Genomic DNA, 21,815 nt, shown 5'->3' with positions numbered 1-21,815 from the left:
AGCCGGTGAGGCAAAAACAAGCGGCCATTGTAGCGAGCAGGCGCCCACTTATCCACATGCAGGTTGCTGTTCGCCCATGATTTATCAATGTCTTAACAGAAAGAAAGCCGACCGGCGGTCGGTGGATAAGCTCTGTGGATAACCCCCCATGAGCTCGTTGTACAAGTGGGGGTTGAAGTCGGTGGATAACCCGACTGTGGATAACTACCCTTTCCACACACAGCTTATCCGACAGCGCGGCACAGGCTTGCCACCGCTTTCCCCCGTAGTTGTCATTCTCTGTACACAGCGTGATACCTGGGCCCAAGGCAGTTATCCACAGAAGGATGGCGGCCTTGCTTTTATAAGCTTTACAGAAAAGCTTTAAATAATTCCCTTCTTTATTTCTATATCTAGCGTTGCGTGACGAAGGCAACCAGGGGAGCGGATATCTATTTAAAGGAAACGCTGGTTGGAAATTGACCTAGAGGCTTGCTTTCTCTAGAATCCCCGGTCTCTTAAAACGGGGGCCATTCCGGCCCGTTGTGGACGAACCAGGTAACACGACATGAAACGTACTTTCCAACCAAGCACTATCAAACGCGCTCGTACCCACGGTTTCCGTGCTCGCATGGCTACCAAGAACGGTCGTGCCGTCCTGTCGCGTCGTCGCGCCAAAGGTCGTGCGCGTCTGGCAGTTTGATAATCCGGCACTGGAGGTGAGTCAGGACTTCAGTCGGGAAAAGCGTCTGCTTACACCCCGGCATTTCAAGGCAGTCTTTGACTCCCCTACCGGCAAGGTTCCGGGGAAAAATCTCCTGCTCCTTGCGCGCAACAACGATCTCGATCACCCCCGACTAGGGCTGGTTATCGGGAAAAAGAGCGTCAAGCTCTCCGTTGAGCGCAATCGCCTCAAACGTCTGATGCGCGAATCGTTTCGCCTGAACCAGGATTCACTGGTCGGATGGGACATCGTTATCGTCGCGCGCAAAGGTTTGGGTGATGTAGAAAACCCCGAATTGATTCAGCATTTCGGCAAGCTCTGGAAGCGTCTGGCACGCAGCAAGCCAGTACCAGCAGTCAACACCGAAACTGTAGGGGTAGACAGTCCCGATGCGTAAACTGGCACTCGTTCCGATCCAGTTTTATCGCTATGCCATTAGTCCTTTGATGGCCAGTCACTGTCGTTTCTACCCCAGCTGTTCCTGCTACGCGTACGAAGCCATAGAAAATCATGGCCTTCTGCGCGGTGGCTGGCTGACCTTTCGTCGTTTAGGTCGCTGTCATCCGTGGAATCCCGGCGGTTATGACCCGGTTCCGCCTATCCCTACCTCCCGTTCTTCTTCGATGGCCGAGTAATCATGGATATCAAACGCACGATCCTGATCGTCGCCCTGGCAATCGTGTCCTATGTCATGGTCCTTAAATGGAACCAGGACTATGGCCAGGCTGCCTTGCCGACTCAGAATGTTGCAGCCAGCAATACCGCACCGAGCCTGCCGGATGTCCCAACTGCCAATAGCACCGCTGGCAATGACGATATCCCGCGCGCGGCAAGCGATACCAGCGCTCCTGCCGAAGCCCCAGTGGCTGCGAGCAAAGATCTTATCCAGATCAAGACGGACGTGCTCGAGCTGGCCATCGATCCACAAGGTGGTGACGTCGCCCAGCTGAAGCTGCCGCTGTATCCGCGCCGCCAGGATCATCCGGAAATCCCGTTCCAGTTGTTCGACAACGGTAACGAGCGCACGTATCTGGCCCAAAGTGGCCTGATCGGCACCAATGGTCCGGATGCAAGCCCGGCCGGTCGCCCTGTGTACTCCGCCGAGAAGAAGACTTATCAACTGGCTGACGGTCAGGACCAACTGGTCGTAGACCTGAAGTTCAGCCAGGACGGCGTCAACTACATCAAGCGTTTCACCTTGAAACGCGGCCTGTATGACGTCACCGTCTCGTACCTGATCGACAACCAGAGCGCCCAGCCATGGTCCGGCGCGATGTTTGCCCAACTCAAGCGTGACGCCAGCGACGATCCTTCTTCCAGCACTGCTACCGGCACCGCGACTTACCTGGGCGCTGCCCTGTGGACAAGTTCGGAGCCGTACAAGAAAGTGTCCATGAAGGACATGAACAAGGGACCGCTCAAGGAAACCGTCCAAGGTGGTTGGGTTGCCTGGCTGCAGCATTATTTCGTAACCGCCTGGATCCCGCAGAAGGGCGACAGCAACATCGTCCAGACGCGTAAAGACAGCAAAGGCAACTTCATCATCGGCTACACCGGCCCGACATTGACTGCCGCGCCAGGTGCAAAAGCCGAAACCAGCGCCATTCTGTATGCCGGCCCTAAAAGCCAGGCGGTGCTGAAAGAGTTGTCCCCAGGTCTGGAATTGACCGTCGACTACGGTTTCCTGTGGTTCATTGCCCAGCCAATCTTCTGGCTGCTGCAACATATCCACAGCATCGTCGGCAACTGGGGCTGGTCGATCATCTTCCTGACCATGCTGATCAAAGGGATCTTCTTCCCGCTGTCGGCTGCCAGCTATAAATCCATGGCGCGCATGCGCGCAGTGGCACCGAAACTGGCTGCGCTGAAAGAGCAACATGGCGATGACCGGCAGAAAATGTCCCAAGCCATGATGGAGTTGTACAAGAAAGAGAAGATCAACCCGTTGGGTGGATGCTTGCCGATTCTTGTGCAGATGCCGGTGTTCCTGTCGCTGTACTGGGTTCTGCTGGAAAGCGTGGAGATGCGTCAGGCACCGTTCATGCTGTGGATTACCGACCTGTCGATCAAGGATCCGTTCTTCATCCTGCCGATCATCATGGGCGCGACCATGTTCATCCAGCAGCAGCTGAACCCAACGCCTCCGGACCCAATGCAGGCGAAGGTCATGAAAATGATGCCAATCATCTTCACCTTCTTCTTCCTGTGGTTCCCAGCTGGCCTGGTGCTGTACTGGGTTGTGAACAACGTGTTGTCCATTACTCAGCAGTGGTACATCACGCGTAAGATCGAAGCGGCTACGAAAAAAGCCGAGGCGTAACTTGCTCTGTGGATAACCACACAAAACGCCCCCTAGTGGGGCGTTTTGCTATCTACCACTTTTGTCTGGATACCGGTTTATGAACGCACCGCGTGAAACCATTGCCGCCGTTGCCACCGCCCAAGGTCGCGGGGGCGTCGGCATTGTCCGTATTTCGGGGCCCTTGGCCGGTGTTGCGGCCAAGGCGATCAGCGGTCGTGAACTCAAGCCGCGGTTTGCTCACTACGGGCCGTTTTTCAGTGATGACCAGCAAGTGTTGGATGAAGGCCTGGCCTTGTATTTTCCGGGACCGAATTCTTTCACTGGCGAAGACGTGCTCGAACTGCAAGGGCACGGCGGACCGATCGTACTGGACATGCTGCTCAAGCGCTGCCTTGAACTCGGTTGTCGCCTGGCTCGGCCCGGGGAGTTCAGCGAGCGGGCGTTTCTTAACGACAAGCTCGACCTGGCCCAGGCTGAAGCCATCGCCGATTTGATCGAAGCCAGCTCTGCACAGGCCGCGCGCAACGCGCTGCGCTCCTTGCAGGGCGCCTTTTCGCAGCGTGTGCATAACCTCACCGAGCAATTGATCGGCCTGCGCATCTACGTCGAGGCCGCAATCGACTTTCCGGAAGAGGAAATCGACTTCCTCGCCGATGGCCATGTGTTGAGCATGCTCGACAAGATCCGCGATGAGTTATCCACAGTGTTGCGTGAAGCAGGGCAAGGTGCATTGTTACGCGATGGCATGACCGTGGTAATCGCTGGACGACCAAACGCGGGCAAATCCAGCCTCCTGAATGCCTTGGCCGGCCGTGAGGCAGCCATCGTTACCGAAATTGCCGGCACTACCCGAGACATCTTGCGCGAACATATCCACATCGACGGGATGCCGCTCCATGTGGTGGACACCGCAGGCCTGCGGGACACTGACGATCAGGTGGAAAAGATTGGCGTCGAGCGGGCATTGAAGGCCATCGGTGAAGCCGACCGGGTGTTGCTGGTAGTGGATGCCACCTCGCCGGAAGCAGATGATCCCTTCGCCTTGTGGCCCGAATTCCTGGAAGTGCGCCCGGATCCGGCAAAGGTTACGTTGATTCGCAACAAGGCGGACCTGACCGGTGAAGCAATCGTCCTGGAAATCAGCGACGATGGCCACGTGACTATCAGCCTCAGCGCCAAATCGGCAGGTGAGGGTCTGGAACTGTTGCGCGAACACCTCAAGGCCTGCATGGGCTACGAGCAAACCTCGGAAAGCAGCTTCAGCGCCCGTCGGCGGCATCTAGAGGCTCTGCGTCACGCCAGCACAGCCCTGGAACACGGTCGTGCGCAGCTGACCTTGGCGGGGGCTGGTGAGCTGTTGGCCGAAGACCTTCGACTGGCGCAACAGTCCCTTGGTGAAATTACCGGCGCTTTCAGCTCTGATGATTTGCTGGGCCGAATCTTTTCAAGCTTTTGCATCGGTAAATAACACCACCTTTGCAACCGGGTTTGTTCTCGAAACTATCGAGCGCAACGCAAACCCGGTTCCTCCCCTTTCTTTTTTTAAACGATTGCCCTTGATGGCGGCGTGCCTATGGACGCTACGGTGTCCCCATTGGGCTGCTGCTTGTGGATTAAGACCTGTGAATAACTGGCCTTGAGGTCAGTAGATAAACCCCCTTCAAAACTGAAGATAATCGCCTCTGTGGATAACATCGTCATTCATCCACAGGCTTACACCGGTTATCCAAGCCACTCACTGCCACCTGAACACAGGGTTTTGAACCTCTGTACATACTGAAAATAAAGGGCTACAGCGCTTTATCCACAGAAAGGTGCCTCAGTAAGAATAAACATAAAAACAAAGATTTTATAAATTTCTTTCTTTTTTATTTTTTTAACCGCGAGTTCTCCACAGCTGGTTAAATTTTGTCCAAAGGGTTCTTTAGGAGGGGCGAAGTCCCTATACTTGCCGACCTGGCTCGAAAGACACCCAGGGCCGAACCCAAAACCTAATTCCCGAATTACCTGAATTAAGCAGGCACGAGGTGCGTGGTGGATTTCCCTTCCCGTTTTGAAGTGATCGTCATCGGCGGCGGTCATGCCGGTACCGAGGCAGCACTTGCATCAGCACGCATGGGAGCAAAGACCCTGTTGCTGACGCATAACGTGGAAACCCTCGGCGCCATGAGTTGCAACCCCGCCATTGGTGGCATCGGTAAAAGCCATCTGGTCAAGGAAATCGATGCCCTCGGTGGCGCAATGGCCATGGCCACCGATAAGGGCGGCATCCAATTCCGCGTATTGAACAGCCGCAAAGGCCCAGCCGTGCGCGCCACCCGCGCCCAGGCCGACCGCGTCCTGTACAAGGCCGCGGTTCGCGAGATCCTGGAAAACCAGCCGAACCTGTGGATATTTCAACAGGCAGCCGATGACCTGATTGTCGAGCAGGAGCAGGTCCGCGGTGTCGTCACACAAATGGGCCTGCGGTTTTTCGCCGATTCCGTGGTGCTGACCACCGGCACCTTCCTCGGTGGACTTATCCACATTGGCATGCAGAACTATTCCGGCGGCCGCGCCGGCGATCCGCCATCGATTGCCCTGGCCCAGCGCCTGCGTGAATTGCCGCTGCGTGTCGGTCGCCTGAAAACCGGTACCCCGCCGCGTATCGATGGTCGCTCCGTGGATTTCTCGGTGATGTCCGAGCAGCCAGGCGATACGCCGATTCCGGTGATGTCGTTCATGGGCTCCAAGGAGCAGCACCCGAGACAGGTGAGCTGCTGGATTACCCATACAAACGCCCGTACCCACGAAATCATTGCCGCTAACCTGGATCGTTCGCCGATGTATTCCGGCGTCATCGAGGGTATCGGCCCGCGTTATTGCCCTTCGATCGAAGACAAGATTCATCGGTTTGCCGACAAGGAAAGCCACCAGGTCTTCATCGAGCCCGAAGGCCTGACGACACATGAGCTGTACCCGAACGGGATTTCCACCTCCTTGCCGTTCGACGTGCAACTGCAAATCGTGCAGTCGATTCGCGGCATGGAAAACGCCCACATCGTTCGACCGGGCTACGCCATCGAGTACGATTATTTCGACCCGCGTGACCTGAAATACAGTCTGGAAACCAAAGTCATCGGCGGCTTGTTCTTTGCTGGGCAAATCAACGGCACCACAGGTTACGAAGAAGCCGGTGCCCAGGGCCTGTTGGCCGGCGCCAATGCCGCACTTCGCGCCCAGGGCAAAGACAGCTGGTGCCCGCGTCGCGATGAGGCATACATCGGTGTGCTTGTGGATGATCTGATTACCCTGGGTACCCAGGAACCGTATCGGATGTTCACGTCCCGCGCCGAATATCGCCTGATCCTGCGCGAAGACAACGCCGACCTGCGCCTGACCGAAAAAGGTCGTGAGCTGGGGTTGGTCGATGACGTGCGCTGGGCAGCATTCTGCAAGAAACGCGAGAGCATCGAGCTGGAAGAACAACGCCTGAAAAGCACCTGGGTTCGTCCCGGTACCGAGCAGGGCGATGCCATTGCAGCCAAATTCGGCACGCCGCTGACTCACGAATACAACCTGCTCAACCTGTTGAGCCGTCCGGAAATCGATTACGTCGGGCTAGTGGAAGTCACCGGCCAGGGCGCGGAAGATCCGCAAGTGGCCGAGCAGGTCGAGATCAAGACCAAATACGCCGGCTACATTGATCGCCAGCAGGATGAAATCGCCCGTCTGCGCGCCAGCGAAGACACCAAGCTGCCTGTGGATATCGATTACACCGGCATTTCCGGATTGTCGAAAGAAATCCAGAGCAAGCTCGGAGCGACGCGCCCAGAAACCTTGGGCCAGGCTTCGCGTATCCCTGGCGTAACCCCGGCGGCCATTTCGCTGTTAATGATCCATTTGAAAAAACGCGGCGCGGGCCGTCAGTTGGAGCAAAGCGCTTGAGTTCGATGGTCACCTCGCAACACGCCGAAGAGTTATCCACAGGCGCCCGCCAACTCGGCGTCAGCCTGAGTGAAGCCCAGCATGGGCAATTGCTGGGCTATCTGGCCTTGTTGATCAAATGGAACAAGGCATACAACCTGACCGCCGTGCGCGATCCAGATGAAATGGTTTCCCGGCATCTGCTCGACAGTTTGAGCGTCATGTCTTTCATCGAAAACGGTCGCTGGCTGGATGTGGGCAGTGGCGGGGGCATGCCGGGAATCCCACTGGCAATCCTGTTTCCTGAGTCGCAAGTGACCTGCCTGGACAGCAACGGCAAGAAAACCCGGTTCCTGACCCAGGTCAAACTCGAACTCAAACTGGATAACCTGCAAGTTATCCACAGCCGTGTCGAAGCGTTCCAGCCTGCGCAGCCGTTCAACGGGATTATCTCCAGGGCATTCAGCAGCATGGAGAATTTTAGCAACTGGACACGCCACTTGGGCGACACCGACACGCGCTGGCTGGCAATGAAGGGCGTTCATCCGGCCGATGAGCTGGTAGCATTGCCGGCAGACTTCCACCTCGATAGCGAACACGCCTTGGCCGTACCCGGTTGCCAAGGCCAACGCCATCTGCTGATACTGCGCCGCACGGCATGATTGGGAACACAAGCAAGAATGGCTAAGGTATTCGCGATAGCGAACCAGAAGGGTGGCGTGGGCAAGACCACCACCTGTATCAACCTCGCAGCATCCCTGGTCGCGACCAAGCGTCGGGTGCTGTTGATCGATCTCGATCCACAGGGCAACGCCACCATGGGTAGCGGTGTGGATAAACATGGCCTGGAAAACTCCATCTACGACGTACTGATCGGTGAATGCGATCTGGGTCAGGCCATGCATTTCTCCGAACACGGCGGTTATCAACTGCTGCCGGCCAACCGTGATCTGACGGCGGCCGAAGTGGTCCTGCTGGAAATGCAGATGAAGGAAAGCCGCCTGCGCAGTGCCTTGGCGCCGATCCGGGAAAACTACGACTACATCCTGATCGACTGCCCTCCGTCGCTGTCGATGCTGACGCTCAACGCCCTGGTGGCCGCCGATGGGGTAATTATCCCCATGCAATGCGAATACTTCGCATTGGAAGGCTTGAGCGACCTTGTGGATAACATCAAGCGCATCGCCGAGCTGCTGAACCCCGAGCTGAAAGTCGAAGGCCTGTTGCGGACCATGTACGACCCGCGCCTGAGCCTGATGAATGACGTGTCGGCCCAGCTCAAGGAACATTTTGGCGAGCAGCTCTACGACACGGTCATTCCGCGTAACATCCGCCTGGCCGAAGCGCCAAGCTACGGCATGCCGGCCTTGGCCTACGACAAACAATCCCGTGGTGCACTGGCCTACCTGGCCCTGGCGGGCGAGATGGTTCGTCGTCAGCGCCGTAACCCACGCACAGCTGCAGCCCAGCCAACTTAAGGAAACCCCATGGCCGTCAAGAAACGAGGTCTCGGACGTGGACTGGATGCATTGCTCAGCGGTCCGACTGTCAGCTCGCTTGAAGAACAGGCGGTACAGGCCGATCAGCGTGAGCTGCAACACCTGCCGCTGGACCTGATCCAGCGCGGCAAATACCAGCCACGCCGGGACATGGACCCGCAGGCGCTGGAAGAACTGGCACAGTCGATCAAGAGCCAGGGCGTGATGCAGCCGATCGTGGTGCGACCGATCGCCAACGGGCGCTTCGAAATCATTGCCGGTGAACGTCGCTGGCGCGCCAGCCAGCAGGCCGGCCAGGAAACCATTCCGGCGATGGTCCGCGACGTCCCGGACGAAACCGCCATCGCCATGGCGCTGATCGAGAACATCCAGCGCGAAGACCTCAACCCGATCGAAGAGGCAGTGGCGCTGCAACGTCTGCAACAGGAATTCCAGCTGACCCAGCAACAAGTTGCCGAGGCGGTGGGCAAGTCCCGCGTGACCGTGGCCAACCTGTTGCGCCTGATTGCGTTGCCGGAAGTCATCAAGACCATGCTGTCCCATGGCGATCTGGAAATGGGTCATGCCCGGGCATTGCTTGGTTTGCCGGAAAATCAACAGGTTGAAGGGGCGCGACATGTTGTCGCACGGGGCCTCACCGTGCGCCAAACCGAGGCACTGGTTCGTCAGTGGCTGAGCGGCAAACCGGCCCCAGTGGAAGCCCCCAAAACCGATCCTGATATCGCTCGCCTGGAACAGCGCCTGGCCGAGCGCCTGGGCTCTGCGGTGCAGATTCGCCACGGCAAGAAGGGCAAAGGGCAACTGGTGATTGGCTATAACTCCCTCGATGAGTTGCAGGGTGTCCTTGCACACATTCGCTGAAACAATTGCTCTTGTAGCGCGCAGTCGGAAATCACTACCCGAAGGTTGAATAGGGGCAGAACCGCCCCTATACTCTGCGCGCATTTTGTCGGCACAAATTATGCCAAGTTATTGAATCATGGCAGCCGACCACTGGAGAGTAAAAGCGATGGAAACCCGCACGCCAAACCGCTTGCCGTTTCATCGCCTGGCAGTTTTCCCGGTTTTGATGGCCCAATTCGCCGTTGTACTGATCGCCACATTGGCGCTCTGGCAATGGAAAGGAGTCGTCGCCGGATACTCAGGTCTTTGCGGAGGCCTGATAGCCTTGCTCCCCAATATTTATTTCGCTCACAGGGCCTTTCGGTTTTCCGGCGCCCGAGCAGCCCAGGCTATCGTCCGGTCGTTTTATGCCGGGGAAGCGGGGAAATTGATTTTGACGGCAGTGCTGTTTGCACTGACGTTCGCAGGTGTGAAGCCATTGGCGCCGCTGGCTGTATTCGGCGTCTTCGTGCTGACCCAACTGGTCAGCTGGTTTTCCCCCCTGCTAATGAGAACAAGACTTTCGAGACCTTAGGGCGTTTGAGGCAACCATGGCAGAGACAACCGCTTCGGGCTATATCCAGCACCACTTGCAGAACCTGACTTTCGGTCAGCTACCCAACGGCGGCTGGGGCTTTGCCCACTCCGCTGCAGAAGCCAAGGAAATGGGTTTCTGGGCTTTCCACGTCGATACCCTCGGCTGGTCGGTCGCACTGGGTCTGATCTTCGTGCTTCTTTTCCGCATGGCGGCCAAGAAAGCGACTTCCGGTCAGCCCGGTGCACTGCAGAACTTCGTTGAAGTACTGGTCGAATTCGTCGATGGCAGCGTGAAAGACAGCTTCCATGGCCGCAGCCCGGTCATCGCGCCGCTGGCACTGACCATCTTCGTGTGGGTGTTCCTGATGAACGCCGTCGACCTGGTACCGGTCGACTGGATTCCTCAGCTGGCCATCCTCATCTCCGGTGACCACCACATCCCGTTCCGTGCCGTGTCGACCACCGACCCGAACGCGACCCTGGGCATGGCGTTCTCGGTTTTCGCACTGATCATTTTCTATAGCATCAAGGTCAAGGGCATCGGCGGCTTCATCGGCGAACTGACCCTGCACCCGTTCGGCAGCAAGAACATCCTCGTTCAGGCCCTGCTGATCCCAGTGAACTTCCTGCTGGAATTCGTGACCCTGATTGCCAAGCCAATCTCTCTGGCACTGCGTCTGTTCGGCAACATGTATGCCGGCGAGCTGGTGTTCATCCTGATCGCCGTGATGTTCGGCAGCGGCCTGCTGTGGCTCAGTGGCCTGGGCGTGGTCCTGCAATGGGCGTGGGCTGTGTTCCACATCCTGATCATCACCCTGCAGGCGTTCATCTTCATGATGCTGACCATCGTCTACCTGTCGATGGCGCACGAAGAAAACCATTAAGGCCAGTCTCGACTAGTCTGATGTCCTTCCCGGTCAAACGGGAAGGAGCCCGACCAGGGCTGATGAAACGATTTGTTTTACCGCTTTAATCTAAAAAACCTAAACCATACGACGTAAAAGTCGGGAGGAAAGATGGAAACTGTAGTTGGTCTAACCGCTATCGCTGTTGCACTGTTGATCGGCCTGGGCGCACTGGGTACCGCAATTGGTTTCGGCTTGTTGGGCGGCAAGTTCCTGGAAGGCGCAGCGCGTCAGCCAGAGATGGTTCCAATGCTGCAAGTCAAAATGTTCATCGTGGCCGGTCTGCTCGACGCCGTGACCATGATCGGTGTTGGTATCGCGCTGTTCTTCACCTTTGCGAACCCGTTCGTTGGTCAAATCGCTGGCTAATTACTCGGATGTCTCGAGTAGATTGGTGTGATGGACAACGTAACTGCGAGGTGTTGGCGTGAACATTAATGCGACCCTGATTGGCCAGTCCGTTGCGTTCCTGATTTTTGTACTGTTCTGCATGAAGTTCGTATGGCCTCCGGTCATTGCGGCATTGCACGAACGTCAAAAGAAGATCGCTGATGGTCTGGACGCTGCCAGCCGTGCAGCTCGCGACCTGGAGTTGGCCCATGAGAAAGTGGGTCAGCAACTGCGCGAAGCGAAGGCTCAAGCAGCTGAAATCATCGAGCAAGCCAAGAAACGCGGTACCCAGATTGTCGACGAAGCCCGTGAACAGGCTCGCGTCGAAGCTGACCGTGTGAAGGCTCAGGCTCAAGCCGAGATCGAACAGGAACTCAACAGTGTCAAAGACGCGCTGCGTGCCCAAGTGGGTGCTCTGGCCGTTGGCGGTGCTTCGAAGATCCTGGGTGCCACAATCGATCAAAACGCGCACGCAGAGCTGGTAAACCAACTGGCTGCTGAAATCTAAGCGAGGGCGATCATGGCAGAACTGACCACGTTGGCCCGACCTTACGCTAAGGCGGCCTTCGAGCACGCTCAGGCCCACCAGCAACTGGCCAATTGGTCAGCCATGCTCGGCCTGGCAGCAGCGGTGTCGCAAGACGACACCATGCAGCGCGTGCTCAAGGCCCCGCGACTGACGAGCGCAGAAAAGGCCGCCACGTTCATTGACGTGTGCGGCGACAAGTTCGATGCCAAGGCACAGAATTTCATTCACGTCGTTGCCGAAAACGACCGTCTCCCGCTTTTGCCGGAGATCGCCGCTCTTTTCGACCTGTACAAGGCCGAGCAAGAGAAATCGGTAGACGTGGAAGTAACCAGTGCTTTTGCATTGAACCAAGAACAGCAAGACAAACTCGCCAAGGTTCTCAGTGCACGACTCAACCGGGAAGTGCGCCTGCAAGTCGAGGAAGACAAGTCCCTGATAGGGGGCGTTGTAATCCGCGCCGGCGACCTGGTTATCGATGGCTCGATTCGCGGCAAAATCGCGAAACTTGCCGAAGCATTGAAATCTTGAGTTTGAAGGGGCAGCAGAGCAATGCAGCAACTCAATCCTTCCGAAATAAGTGAAATTATCAAGGGCCGCATCGATAAGCTCGATGTGACCTCCCAAGCCCGTAACGAAGGCACTGTCGTCAGCGTATCTGACGGCATCGTGCGGATTCACGGTCTGGCCGACGTCATGTACGGCGAGATGATCGAGTTTCCGGGCGGCGTCTACGGTATGGCCCTCAACCTGGAGCAAGACTCTGTAGGTGCCGTTGTATTGGGCGCGTACACGAGTCTGGCTGAAGGCATGAGCGCCAAGTGCACCGGCCGCATCCTCGAGGTTCCAGTGGGTAAGGAACTGCTGGGTCGCGTAGTCGACGCATTGGGTAACCCTGTTGACGGCAAAGGTCCGCTGAACAACACCGAGACCGACGCGGTCGAGAAAGTTGCTCCAGGCGTGATCTGGCGTAAGTCGGTAGACCAGCCTGTACAGACTGGCTACAAGGCTGTCGATGCCATGATTCCTGTCGGCCGTGGCCAGCGCGAGCTGATCATCGGTGACCGTCAGATCGGTAAGACCGCTCTGGCGATCGACGCGATCATCAACCAGAAAAACAGCGGCATTTTCTGCGTCTACGTGGCAATCGGTCAGAAGCAATCGACCATTGCCAACGTTGTTCGCAAGCTGGAAGAAAACGGTGCACTGGCTAACACCATCATCGTTGCTGCCAGTGCCTCCGAATCGGCCGCGCTGCAGTTCCTGGCACCGTACTCCGGTTGCACCATGGGCGAATACTTCCGCGACCGCGGTGAAGACGCGCTGATCGTTTATGACGATCTGTCCAAGCAAGCAGTGGCTTACCGCCAGATTTCCCTGCTGCTGCGCCGTCCACCAGGCCGTGAAGCCTACCCAGGCGACGTGTTCTATCTCCACTCCCGTCTGCTGGAGCGCGCATCGCGCGTTTCGGAAGAATACGTAGAGAAGTTCACCAACGGCGCAGTGACTGGCAAGACCGGTTCCCTGACCGCTCTGCCGATCATCGAAACCCAGGCTGGCGACGTTTCCGCGTTCGTTCCGACCAACGTGATTTCCATCACCGACGGTCAGATCTTCCTGGAATCGGCCATGTTCAACTCGGGCATCCGTCCTGCTGTGAACGCCGGTGTTTCGGTATCCCGTGTGGGTGGTGCCGCTCAGACCAAGATCATCAAGAAGCTGTCCGGTGGTATCCGTACCGCCCTGGCCCAGTACCGTGAACTGGCAGCATTCGCCCAGTTCGCTTCTGACCTGGACGAAGCGACCCGTAAGCAACTTGAGCATGGTCAGCGCGTTACCGAGCTGATGAAGCAGAAGCAATACGCACCGATGTCGATCGCTGACATGGCGCTGTCGCTGTATGCCGCTGAGCGTGGGTTCCTGACTGACATTGAAATCGCCAAGATCGGCAGCTTCGAACAAGCGCTGATTGCTTTCTTCAACCGCGATCACGCCGATTTGATGGCGAAGATCAACGTGAAGGGTGACTTCAATGACGAAATCGACGCTGGCCTCAAGGCTGGTATCGAGAAGTTCAAGGCCACCCAAACCTGGTAAGCCGCAGCGGGAGCCGCAAGGCTCCCGCTTGCTAACCTGATAGGTGTTACATGGCAGGCGCAAAAGAGATTCGCAGTAAGATTGCGAGCATCAAAAGCACGCAAAAGATTACCAGCGCCATGGAAAAAGTGGCGGTCAGCAAAATGCGCAAGGCACAAATGCGCATGGCTGCTAGCCGTCCTTACGCGGAGCGCATCCGCCAGGTGATTGGTCATCTGGCCAACGCCAACCCGGAATATCGCCATCCGTTCATGATCGACCGCGCCATCAAGCGCGTCGGTTACGTCGTGGTGAGCAGTGACCGTGGTTTGTGCGGTGGCTTGAACACCAACCTGTTCAAGGCTCTGGTCAAGGACATGGCGGTAAACCGCGAACAAGGCGTCGAGATCGATCTGTGTGTAGTTGGTAGCAAGGGTGCGGCTTTCTTCCGCAACTTCGGCGGTAACGTCGTCGCCGCTATCAGCCACCTGGGTGAAGAACCGTCGATCAATGACCTGATCGGCAGCGTCAAGGTGATGCTGGATGCTTACCTGGAAGGCCGGATCGACCGCCTGTCCGTGGTATCCAACAAGTTCATCAACACCATGACGCAACAGCCAACCGTGGAGCAGTTGATTCCACTGGTGGCAACCCCGGAACAGGAACTCAAGCACCACTGGGACTATCTCTACGAACCGGATGCCAAGGAGCTGCTTGACGGCTTGATGGTCCGCTACGTGGAGTCGCAGGTCTACCAGGCGGTGGTCGAGAACAACGCAGCTGAACAAGCGGCGCGGATGATCGCGATGAAGAACGCTACCGACAACGCCGGTGATTTGATCAGCGATTTGCAGCTGATCTACAACAAGGCGCGTCAGGCTGCGATCACCCAAGAGATCTCGGAAATCGTCGGCGGCGCTGCCGCGGTTTAACGGTTCAAATATTCAGAGGATCCAGCTATGAGTAGCGGACGTATCGTTCAAATCATCGGCGCCGTTATCGACGTGGAATTCCCACGCGACAGCGTACCGAGCATCTACGACGCCTTGAAAGTTCAAGGCGCCGAAACCACCCTGGAAGTTCAGCAGCAGCTGGGCGACGGCGTGGTTCGTACCATTGCGATGGGCTCCACCGAAGGCTTGAAGCGCGGTCTGGACGTCAACAACACTGGCGCAGCCATCTCCGTACCGGTCGGTAAAGCGACCCTGGGCCGGATCATGGACGTACTGGGCAACCCGATCGACGAAGCTGGCCCGATCGACACCGAAGAGCGCTGGGGCATTCACCGTCCTGCGCCAACCTTCGCTGAGCAGGCGGGTGGCAACGAACTGCTGGAAACAGGCATCAAGGTTATCGACCTGGTTTGCCCGTTCGCCAAGGGCGGTAAAGTCGGTCTGTTCGGTGGTGCCGGTGTAGGCAAGACCGTAAACATGATGGAGCTGATCCGTAACATCGCCATCGAGCACAGCGGTTATTCCGTGTTCGCCGGTGTGGGTGAGCGTACTCGTGAGGGTAACGACTTCTACCACGAGATGAAGGATTCCAACGTTCTGGACAAAGTGGCACTGGTATACGGCCAGATGAACGAGCCGCCGGGAAACCGTCTGCGCGTAGCACTGACCGGCCTGACCATGGCCGAGAAATTCCGTGACGAAGGTAACGACGTACTGCTGTTCGTCGACAACATCTACCGCTACACCCTGGCCGGTACCGAAGTATCCGCACTGCTGGGCCGTATGCCTTCGGCAGTAGGTTACCAGCCGACCCTGGCTGAAGAGATGGGCGTGCTGCAAGAGCGCATCACTTCGACCAAGCAAGGCTCGATCACCTCGATCCAAGCGGTATACGTACCAGCGGACGACTTGACCGACCCGTCGCCAGCGACCACCTTCGCCCACTTGGACGCCACCGTCGTTCTGTCCCGTGACATCGCTTCCCTGGGTATCTACCCAGCGGTAGACCCACTGGATTCGACTTCGCGCCAGCTGGACCCGAACGTGATCGGCCAGGAGCACTACGACACCGCTCGCGGCGTTCAGTACGTGCTGCAGCGTTACAAGGAACTGAAGGACATCATCGCGATCCTGGGTATGGACGAGCTGTCGGAAGCCGACAAGCAGTTGGTAAACCGTGCTCGTAAGATCCAGCGTTTCTTGTCGCAGCCGTTCTTCGTGGCTGAAGTCTTCACCGGTGCCTCGGGTAAATACGTTTCCCTGAAAGACACCATTGCTGGCTTCAAAGGCATCCTCAACGGTGACTACGACCACCTGCCAGAACAAGCGTTCTACATGGTCGGCGGCATCGAAGAAGCGATCGAGAAAGCCAAGAAACTGTAATCCCGGCGCCCGGCAACGGGCGCTAATTTAGGTTGAGGCAATCAGATGGCTATGACAGTCCATTGCGATATCGTCAGTGCGGAAGGGGAAATTTTCTCCGGTCTGGTCGAGTTTGTGGTTGCGCACGGTGAGCTGGGTGATCTTGGTATCGCCCTGGGTCACGCACCGCTGATCACCAGCTTGAAGCCAGGTCCGATTACTCTGACCAAGCAGGGCGGGGAAAGGGAGGTGTTCTACATCTCCGGTGGTTTCCTCGAGGTTCAGCCGAACATGGTCAAGGTTCTTGCCGACACCGTGCAACGTGCTGCCGACCTGGACGAAGCCTCCGCTCTGGAGGCCGTCAAGGCCGCCGAGAAGGCTCTGCACGAAAAAGGCGCGGACTTCGACTACGGTTCTGCTGCCGCACGTCTGGCCGAGGCCGCAGCCCAGCTGCGTACCGTCCAGCAGATCCGCAAGAAGTTCGGCGGCTAAGCCGTCTGCTTTCTGTGCGATTGATTAAAAAGGGTAGCCTCGGCTACCCTTTTTTCTTTTCCCGACACCCTTCATCTGGTCGCAGCCGCTGACCACCCAGGATTGGTAGCAGTCATGTCTCTTGAAATCGTTATCCTCGCGGCCGGTCAAGGCACCCGCATGCGTTCGGCGTTACCCAAGGTCTTGCACCCGGTAGCCGGCAACTCCATGCTCGGCCATGTTATCCACAGCGCCCGGCAACTTGATCCACAGCGCATCCATGTGGTGATCGGCCACGGCGCCGATGCGGTTCGTGAGCGCCTGGCGGCAGACGACTTGAATTTCGTCCTGCAGGACAAACAACTGGGCACCGGTCATGCCGTGGCCCAAGCCGTGCCGTTCATTACGGCGGATACCGTATTGATTCTCTATGGTGATGTGCCGCTGATTGAAGTCGAGACCTTGCAGCGCCTGCTCAAGCATGTTGCGCCGCAACAGCTGGGTCTGTTGACGGTCGAGCTGGACGACCCCACCGGTTATGGCCGCATCGTGCGTAACGCCGATGGTCAGGTAACAGCGATTGTCGAGCAGAAGGACGCCAACGAAGCGCAGCGCGCTATCACTGAGGGCAACACCGGGATTCTGGCGGTACCGGCTGAACACCTGGGCGCCTGGATGAGTCGCTTGTCCAACAACAACGCACAGGGCGAGTATTACCTGACCGACGTTATCGCCATGGCTGTCAGCGACGGCCTGGTCGTCGCCACCGAGCAACCGCTGGACGCCATGGAAGTGCAGGGCGCCAATGACCGTCGGCAACTGGCCGAGTTGGAGCGCCACTATCAACTGCGGGCCGCTCGCCGCCTGATGGCGCAGGGCGTGACTTTGCGCGATCCGGCCCGTTTCGACGTACGCGGTGAGGTCAGCGTGGGGCGCGACGTGGTCATCGACATCAATGTCATCCTTGAAGGCAAGGTAGTCATTGAAGACGATGTGGCCATCGGCCCGAACTGCGTGATCAAGGACTGCACCTTGCGCAAAGGCGTGGTGATCAAGGCCAACAGTCACCTCGAAGGCGCGATCATGGGCGAGGGCAGCGATGCCGGCCCATTCGCGCGCCTGCGTCCCGGCACTGTGCTGGAGGCTCGGGCCCATGTGGGTAACTTCGTCGAGCTGAAGAATGCTCATATGGGCGAAGGTGCCAAGGCCGGCCACCTGACTTACCTGGGCGACGCTGAAATCGGCGCCCGCACCAACATTGGTGCCGGAACCATCACTTGTAACTACGATGGGGCCAACAAGTACCAGACGACCATTGGTGAAGACGTGTTCATCGGTTCCAATAACTCGCTGGTTGCGCCCGTGACCATCGGTGATGGCTCAAACACGGCGGCAGGTTCGACTATTAATCAGGATGTGGATAAGTCGCAACTCGCCGTGGCCCGCGCCCGTCAACGCAACATCGACGGCTGGAAGCGGCCTGTGAAGATCAAGAAGCCTTAAAGTTATCCACAGCTGTCCTGTGGGAGCGGGCTTGCTCGCGAATGCGGTGGTTCAGCTACATTGATGCTGAATGTGCCGCCGCTTTCGCGGCAAGCCCGCTCCCACAGGGGTTCTAGGTGTACTTGAGTTCTGTGCCCAGCCTAAATCCCTAGGGAATCTCCTTTCTGAATTTTTCTCCTTGCGCCTTGACGACTTCTCCACAATAGGTTTTGATTGCTTACGTTATCTTTCGAATCGAAACTTAAGCCATCATGTCGAAGCGCAACACGCCACAACGCCGCCACAACATCCTAGCGCTGCTCCAAGAGCAGGGCGAAGTCAGTGTGGATGAGCTGGCCAAACGCTTCGAAACCTCGGAAGTTACGATTCGCAAGGACCTCGCCGCCCTGGAAACCAATGGTCTGCTGCTGCGCCGTTACGGTGGCGCGGTTCCCATGCCGCAGGAGTTGGTGGCCGATAACGGGCAAACCGTTTCCAAGTACAAACAAGCCATTGCCGGGGCCGCTGTGCAGCGGATCCGCGAACATGCGCGCATCATCATCGACAGCGGCAGCACCACGGCGGCCATGATTCCTCAGCTCGGCCAGCAGCCGGGCCTGGTGGTGATGACCAACTCCCTGCATGTAGCCAATGCCTTGAGCGAGCTGGAGCACGAACCGGTGCTGTTGATGACCGGAGGCACTTGGGACCCTCATTCCGAGTCCTTCCAGGGGCAGGTGGCTGAGCAGGTCCTGCGTTCCTACGATTTCGACCAGTTGTTCATCGGTGCCGACGGCATCGATCTGGTTCGAGGTACCACCACCTTCAACGAATTGCTGGGCTTGAGCCGTGTCATGGCCGAAGTGGCCCGCGAAGTGATCGTGATGGTGGAGGCCGACAAGATCGGCCGCAAGATTCCCAACCTGGAGCTGCCGTGGAGCAGCGTCCATACCCTTATTACCGATGATCGCCTGCCCGTAGAGGCTCGCGATCAGATTCAGGCCCGCGGCATCACCGTGATCTGCGCGCCTGTCAGCCAGGAGAAATAGCATGTGTGGAATTGTCGGCGCCGTTGCTGAACGCAACATCACAGCAATCTTGCTCGAAGGCCTCAAGCGCCTGGAATATCGCGGCTACGACAGCGCCGGTGTGGCGGTATTCACCAACGACGAGAAGCTTGAGCGCATGCGTCGCCCGGGCAAGGTCAGCGAGCTTGAACAGGCGCTCGACGCCGAACCGCTGGTGGGTCGCCTCGGCGTTGCCCACACCCGCTGGGCCACCCATGGCGCCCCATGCGAGCGTAACGCCCACCCGCATTTCTCCGGCGACCTGGCCGTGGTGCACAACGGCATCATCGAAAACCACGAAGCCCTGCGTGAACAACTCAAGGCGCTCGGTTATGTGTTCACTTCGGACACTGACACTGAGGTCATCGCCCATCTGCTCAATCACAAGCTCAAGGACTTGGTGGACCTGACCGTCGCCCTCAAGGCAACGGTCAAGGAACTGCACGGTGCCTATGGCCTGGCGGTCATCAGTGCGAAACAGCCCGATCGCTTGGTGGCGGCCCGTAGCGGCAGCCCGTTGGTCATTGGCCTGGGCCTGGGGGAGAACTTCCTGGCGTCCGATCAGTTGGCGCTGCGTCAGGTCACGGACCGCTTCATGTACCTGGAAGAAGGCGACATCGCTGAGATTCGCCGTGACAGCGTGCAGATCTGGGACATCGATGGAAAAGCTGTGGAACGCGAGACCGTTCAGTACCGCGACGGTGCCGAAGCGGCCGACAAAGGCGAATTCCGTCACTTCATGCTCAAGGAAATCCACGAACAACCGGCCGTGGTGCAACGTACCCTGGAAGGCCGCCTGAGCCAAAGTCAGGTGCTGGTCCAGGCGTTCGGTCCACAAGCGGCCGAACTGTTCGCCAAGGTCCGTAACGTGCAGATCGTGGCTTGCGGCACCAGTTATCACGCCGGCATGGTCGCCCGTTATTGGCTGGAAGAGCTGGCGGGCATTCCGTGCCAGGTCGAAGTGGCCAGCGAGTTCCGCTATCGCAAGGTGGTGGTGCAACCAGACACCTTGTTCGTCACGATCTCCCAGTCCGGCGAAACCGCCGACACCCTGGCTGCCCTGCGCAACGCCAAGGAGCTGGGCTTCCTCGCCAGCCTGGCGATCTGCAACGTGGGGATCAGCTCGCTGGTGCGCGAGTCCGACCTGACCCTGCTGACCCAAGCCGGCCGTGAAATCGGCGTGGCGTCGACCAAGGCGTTCACCACGCAGTTGGTGGGCCTGCTGTTGTTGACATTGTCCCTGGGCCAGGTACGCGGCACGCTGGGCGAGGGCGTCGAGGCCAAGCTGGTCGAAGAACTGCGCCGCCTGCCGGCCCGCCTCGGCGAGGCCTTGGCGATGGACGGCACCGTGGAGAAAATCGCCGAGCTGTTCGCCGAGAAGAACCACACCCTGTTCCTTGGCCGTGGCGCGCAATTCCCGGTGGCGATGGAAGGGGCCTTGAAGCTCAAGGAAATCTCCTACATACACGCCGAGGCCTACCCGGCCGGTGAACTCAAGCACGGCCCGTTGGCCCTGGTGGACAACGACATGCCGGTGGTCACCGTGGCGCCGAACAACGAGCTGCTGGAAAAGCTCAAGTCCAACCTGCAGGAAGTGCGCGCCCGTGGCGGCCAGTTGATTGTGTTCGCTGACGAGAAAGCCGGCATGACCAATGGCGAAGGCACCCACGTGGTGCACATGCCGCACATCCACGACATCCTGTCGCCGATTCTCTACACCATCCCGCTGCAATTGCTGTCGTACTACGTTGCCGTGCTCAAGGGCACCGATGTCGACCAGCCGCGTAACTTGGCGAAGTCTGTGACGGTGGAGTGAGTCGCACCGCCTGATCCAAGCCCTGGCTTTGGATTTAGACGTGTCGCTGGAAAATTAAATACTGTTGGAAACGGCCAGGGATCGATCGATCCCTCGGCTGTTAAACCCAGCCGCATGGTGTGTGTGGAGAATCAGGGCGCCTAGTAGACCGATCAACTACAAACGACTACCATCCTCCCATGAACACTCCAAAGACCCGCGAAACATCCGACGTCCGCCAGGGAATCCTTGATGTAGGCCAGCGAATCATGGCTGCCAAAGGGTATACCGCCGTGGGCTTGAACGAGATCCTGGCCACTGCCGGTGTGCCGAAGGGTTCCTTCTATCACTACTTCGGCTCCAAAGACGCGTTTGGCGAAGCCCTGCTCGAAAACTATTTCGAGGCGTACCTCGACGACATCGACCAGACGCTCGCCCAGCCCAACCAGACAATGGCGCAGCGGCTGCAGAACTACTTCCAGATCTGGCAGGACACCCAGTCCTTCCAGGATTGCCAGGGCAAGTGCCTTGCCGTGAAGTTGGGCGTGGAAGTTGCCGATCTTTCGGAAACCATGCGTGCCGTGCTCAAGCGCGGTACATCCGGGATTATCGATCGCCTTGCGAACGGGATTGAAATCGGTGTGGCTGAAGGTTCCTTGGCGGTCACCGGTACGCCTCACAATGTTGCGCAAAGCCTTTATCAATTGTGGCTTGGCGCCAGCGTCATGGTGAAAATTACCAAAAGTGTTCAGCCCTTCGAGACGGCGATGGCCACGACCCGCCAGATTCTCAACCTATCCTGATTCATGGCGTGAGTGGTGTATCGCCTATCGCGGCGCTGCACCGCTCACGTTGCTTTAGCACCCCCGCAATCCTCCTCGAACATAAATCCGCCGCTTTTTTCGCAGCCTTTCCTCGCTTGGAAAAACCCCTGAGAAGCGCCGCGTTAAAAAACTTTA

Annotated in this window: 22 protein-coding genes; all 22 read left to right on the top strand. The window is 57.9% G+C overall.

The window, feature by feature from the left end:
• Window positions 1–547 precede the first annotated feature (547 nt).
• The 22 genes from rpmH (at window position 548) to PFLQ2_RS00095 (ending at window position 21,659) form a co-directional block, all read left to right on the top strand.
• The gene (gene rpmH, locus PFLQ2_RS29260) at window positions 548–682 is read left to right on the top strand and encodes a 50S ribosomal protein L34 (protein WP_003213577.1); all 135 of its coding nucleotides are present in this window, start codon (window positions 548–550) and stop codon (window positions 680–682) included.
• A 16-nt stretch (window positions 683–698) separates the two neighbouring features.
• Entirely contained in the window at window positions 699–1,100 is a 402-nt protein-coding gene (rnpA, locus tag PFLQ2_RS00005; protein WP_003187205.1) for a ribonuclease P protein component, read from the top strand.
• Entirely contained in the window at window positions 1,093–1,338 is a 246-nt protein-coding gene (yidD, locus tag PFLQ2_RS29255; protein WP_010465488.1) for a membrane protein insertion efficiency factor YidD, read from the top strand. The genes rnpA and yidD overlap by 8 nt, the downstream gene beginning before the upstream one ends.
• A 2-nt stretch (window positions 1,339–1,340) precedes the next feature.
• Window positions 1,341–3,023 (top strand): membrane protein insertase YidC, encoded by a 1,683-nt coding sequence (gene yidC / locus PFLQ2_RS00010; RefSeq protein ID WP_003187204.1) that lies wholly within the window; start codon window positions 1,341–1,343, stop codon window positions 3,021–3,023.
• Window positions 3,024–3,102: 79 nt separating this feature from the next.
• Window positions 3,103–4,473, top strand: a complete 1,371-nt coding sequence (gene mnmE / locus PFLQ2_RS00015) for a tRNA uridine-5-carboxymethylaminomethyl(34) synthesis GTPase MnmE (protein ID WP_003187203.1) — start codon at window positions 3,103–3,105, stop codon at window positions 4,471–4,473.
• A gap of 566 nt (window positions 4,474–5,039) precedes the next feature.
• Window positions 5,040–6,932 carry a tRNA uridine-5-carboxymethylaminomethyl(34) synthesis enzyme MnmG gene (gene mnmG / locus PFLQ2_RS00020; RefSeq protein WP_003187201.1) on the top strand — a complete coding sequence of 631 codons (1,893 nt, stop codon included), beginning with the start codon at window positions 5,040–5,042 and terminating at the stop codon, window positions 6,930–6,932.
• A gap of 5 nt (window positions 6,933–6,937) precedes the next feature.
• Complete coding sequence (gene rsmG, locus PFLQ2_RS00025) at window positions 6,938–7,573, top strand: 16S rRNA (guanine(527)-N(7))-methyltransferase RsmG (RefSeq protein ID WP_172680648.1); 636 nt, start codon at window positions 6,938–6,940, stop codon at window positions 7,571–7,573.
• Between the two features lie 18 nt (window positions 7,574–7,591).
• A complete protein-coding gene (locus PFLQ2_RS00030; RefSeq protein ID WP_003187199.1) occupies window positions 7,592–8,389 on the top strand; it encodes a ParA family protein in 798 nt (265 codons plus the stop codon).
• Window positions 8,390–8,398: 9 nt separating this feature from the next.
• Window positions 8,399–9,271 carry a ParB/RepB/Spo0J family partition protein gene (locus PFLQ2_RS00035; protein WP_003187197.1) on the top strand — a complete coding sequence of 291 codons (873 nt, stop codon included), beginning with the start codon at window positions 8,399–8,401 and terminating at the stop codon, window positions 9,269–9,271.
• Window positions 9,272–9,419: 148 nt separating this feature from the next.
• Window positions 9,420–9,827, top strand: coding sequence for a F0F1 ATP synthase subunit I (locus PFLQ2_RS28310; protein ID WP_033046359.1), 408 nt, complete (start codon window positions 9,420–9,422; stop codon window positions 9,825–9,827).
• A 16-nt stretch (window positions 9,828–9,843) separates the two neighbouring features.
• Window positions 9,844–10,713 (top strand): F0F1 ATP synthase subunit A, encoded by an 870-nt coding sequence (gene atpB / locus PFLQ2_RS00040; RefSeq protein WP_003187195.1) that lies wholly within the window; start codon window positions 9,844–9,846, stop codon window positions 10,711–10,713.
• Window positions 10,714–10,845: 132 nt separating this feature from the next.
• A complete protein-coding gene (gene atpE, locus PFLQ2_RS00045; RefSeq protein WP_003097235.1) occupies window positions 10,846–11,103 on the top strand; it encodes a F0F1 ATP synthase subunit C in 258 nt (85 codons plus the stop codon).
• A gap of 58 nt (window positions 11,104–11,161) precedes the next feature.
• Window positions 11,162–11,632: a F0F1 ATP synthase subunit B gene (locus PFLQ2_RS00050; RefSeq protein WP_003187193.1), complete on the top strand. Its 471-nt coding sequence runs from the start codon at window positions 11,162–11,164 to the stop codon at window positions 11,630–11,632.
• Between the two features lie 12 nt (window positions 11,633–11,644).
• Window positions 11,645–12,181 carry a F0F1 ATP synthase subunit delta gene (locus PFLQ2_RS00055; protein ID WP_003187192.1) on the top strand — a complete coding sequence of 179 codons (537 nt, stop codon included), beginning with the start codon at window positions 11,645–11,647 and terminating at the stop codon, window positions 12,179–12,181.
• A gap of 21 nt (window positions 12,182–12,202) precedes the next feature.
• A complete protein-coding gene (gene atpA / locus PFLQ2_RS00060) occupies window positions 12,203–13,747 on the top strand; it encodes a F0F1 ATP synthase subunit alpha (protein ID WP_003187190.1) in 1,545 nt (514 codons plus the stop codon).
• A 50-nt stretch (window positions 13,748–13,797) separates the two neighbouring features.
• Complete coding sequence (gene atpG / locus PFLQ2_RS00065; protein WP_003187188.1) at window positions 13,798–14,658, top strand: F0F1 ATP synthase subunit gamma; 861 nt, start codon at window positions 13,798–13,800, stop codon at window positions 14,656–14,658.
• A gap of 27 nt (window positions 14,659–14,685) precedes the next feature.
• Window positions 14,686–16,062, top strand: a complete 1,377-nt coding sequence (atpD, locus tag PFLQ2_RS00070) for a F0F1 ATP synthase subunit beta (RefSeq protein ID WP_003187186.1) — start codon at window positions 14,686–14,688, stop codon at window positions 16,060–16,062.
• Between the two features lie 45 nt (window positions 16,063–16,107).
• On the top strand, window positions 16,108–16,533 hold the full coding sequence (locus PFLQ2_RS00075; protein WP_003187185.1) for a F0F1 ATP synthase subunit epsilon: 426 nt from the start codon (window positions 16,108–16,110) through the stop codon (window positions 16,531–16,533).
• 114 nt (window positions 16,534–16,647) lie between these two features.
• Window positions 16,648–18,015: a bifunctional UDP-N-acetylglucosamine diphosphorylase/glucosamine-1-phosphate N-acetyltransferase GlmU gene (gene glmU / locus PFLQ2_RS00080; RefSeq protein WP_003187184.1), complete on the top strand. Its 1,368-nt coding sequence runs from the start codon at window positions 16,648–16,650 to the stop codon at window positions 18,013–18,015.
• Window positions 18,016–18,263: 248 nt separating this feature from the next.
• Window positions 18,264–19,043 (top strand): DeoR/GlpR family DNA-binding transcription regulator, encoded by a 780-nt coding sequence (locus PFLQ2_RS00085; RefSeq protein ID WP_172680647.1) that lies wholly within the window; start codon window positions 18,264–18,266, stop codon window positions 19,041–19,043.
• 1 nt (window position 19,044) lies between these two features.
• Entirely contained in the window at window positions 19,045–20,877 is a 1,833-nt protein-coding gene (gene glmS, locus PFLQ2_RS00090) for a glutamine--fructose-6-phosphate transaminase (isomerizing) (protein ID WP_003187180.1), read from the top strand.
• A 179-nt stretch (window positions 20,878–21,056) separates the two neighbouring features.
• Window positions 21,057–21,659 carry a TetR/AcrR family transcriptional regulator gene (locus PFLQ2_RS00095; RefSeq protein ID WP_003187178.1) on the top strand — a complete coding sequence of 201 codons (603 nt, stop codon included), beginning with the start codon at window positions 21,057–21,059 and terminating at the stop codon, window positions 21,657–21,659.
• Window positions 21,660–21,815: the final 156 nt, after the last annotated feature.

The organism is Pseudomonas fluorescens Q2-87, assembly GCF_000281895.1.
GTDB classification, from domain to species: domain Bacteria; phylum Pseudomonadota; class Gammaproteobacteria; order Pseudomonadales; family Pseudomonadaceae; genus Aquipseudomonas; species Aquipseudomonas fluorescens_S.
Note: the sequence above shows the minus strand (reverse complement) of the source record. Positions and strands in the feature narration are given on the sequence as shown.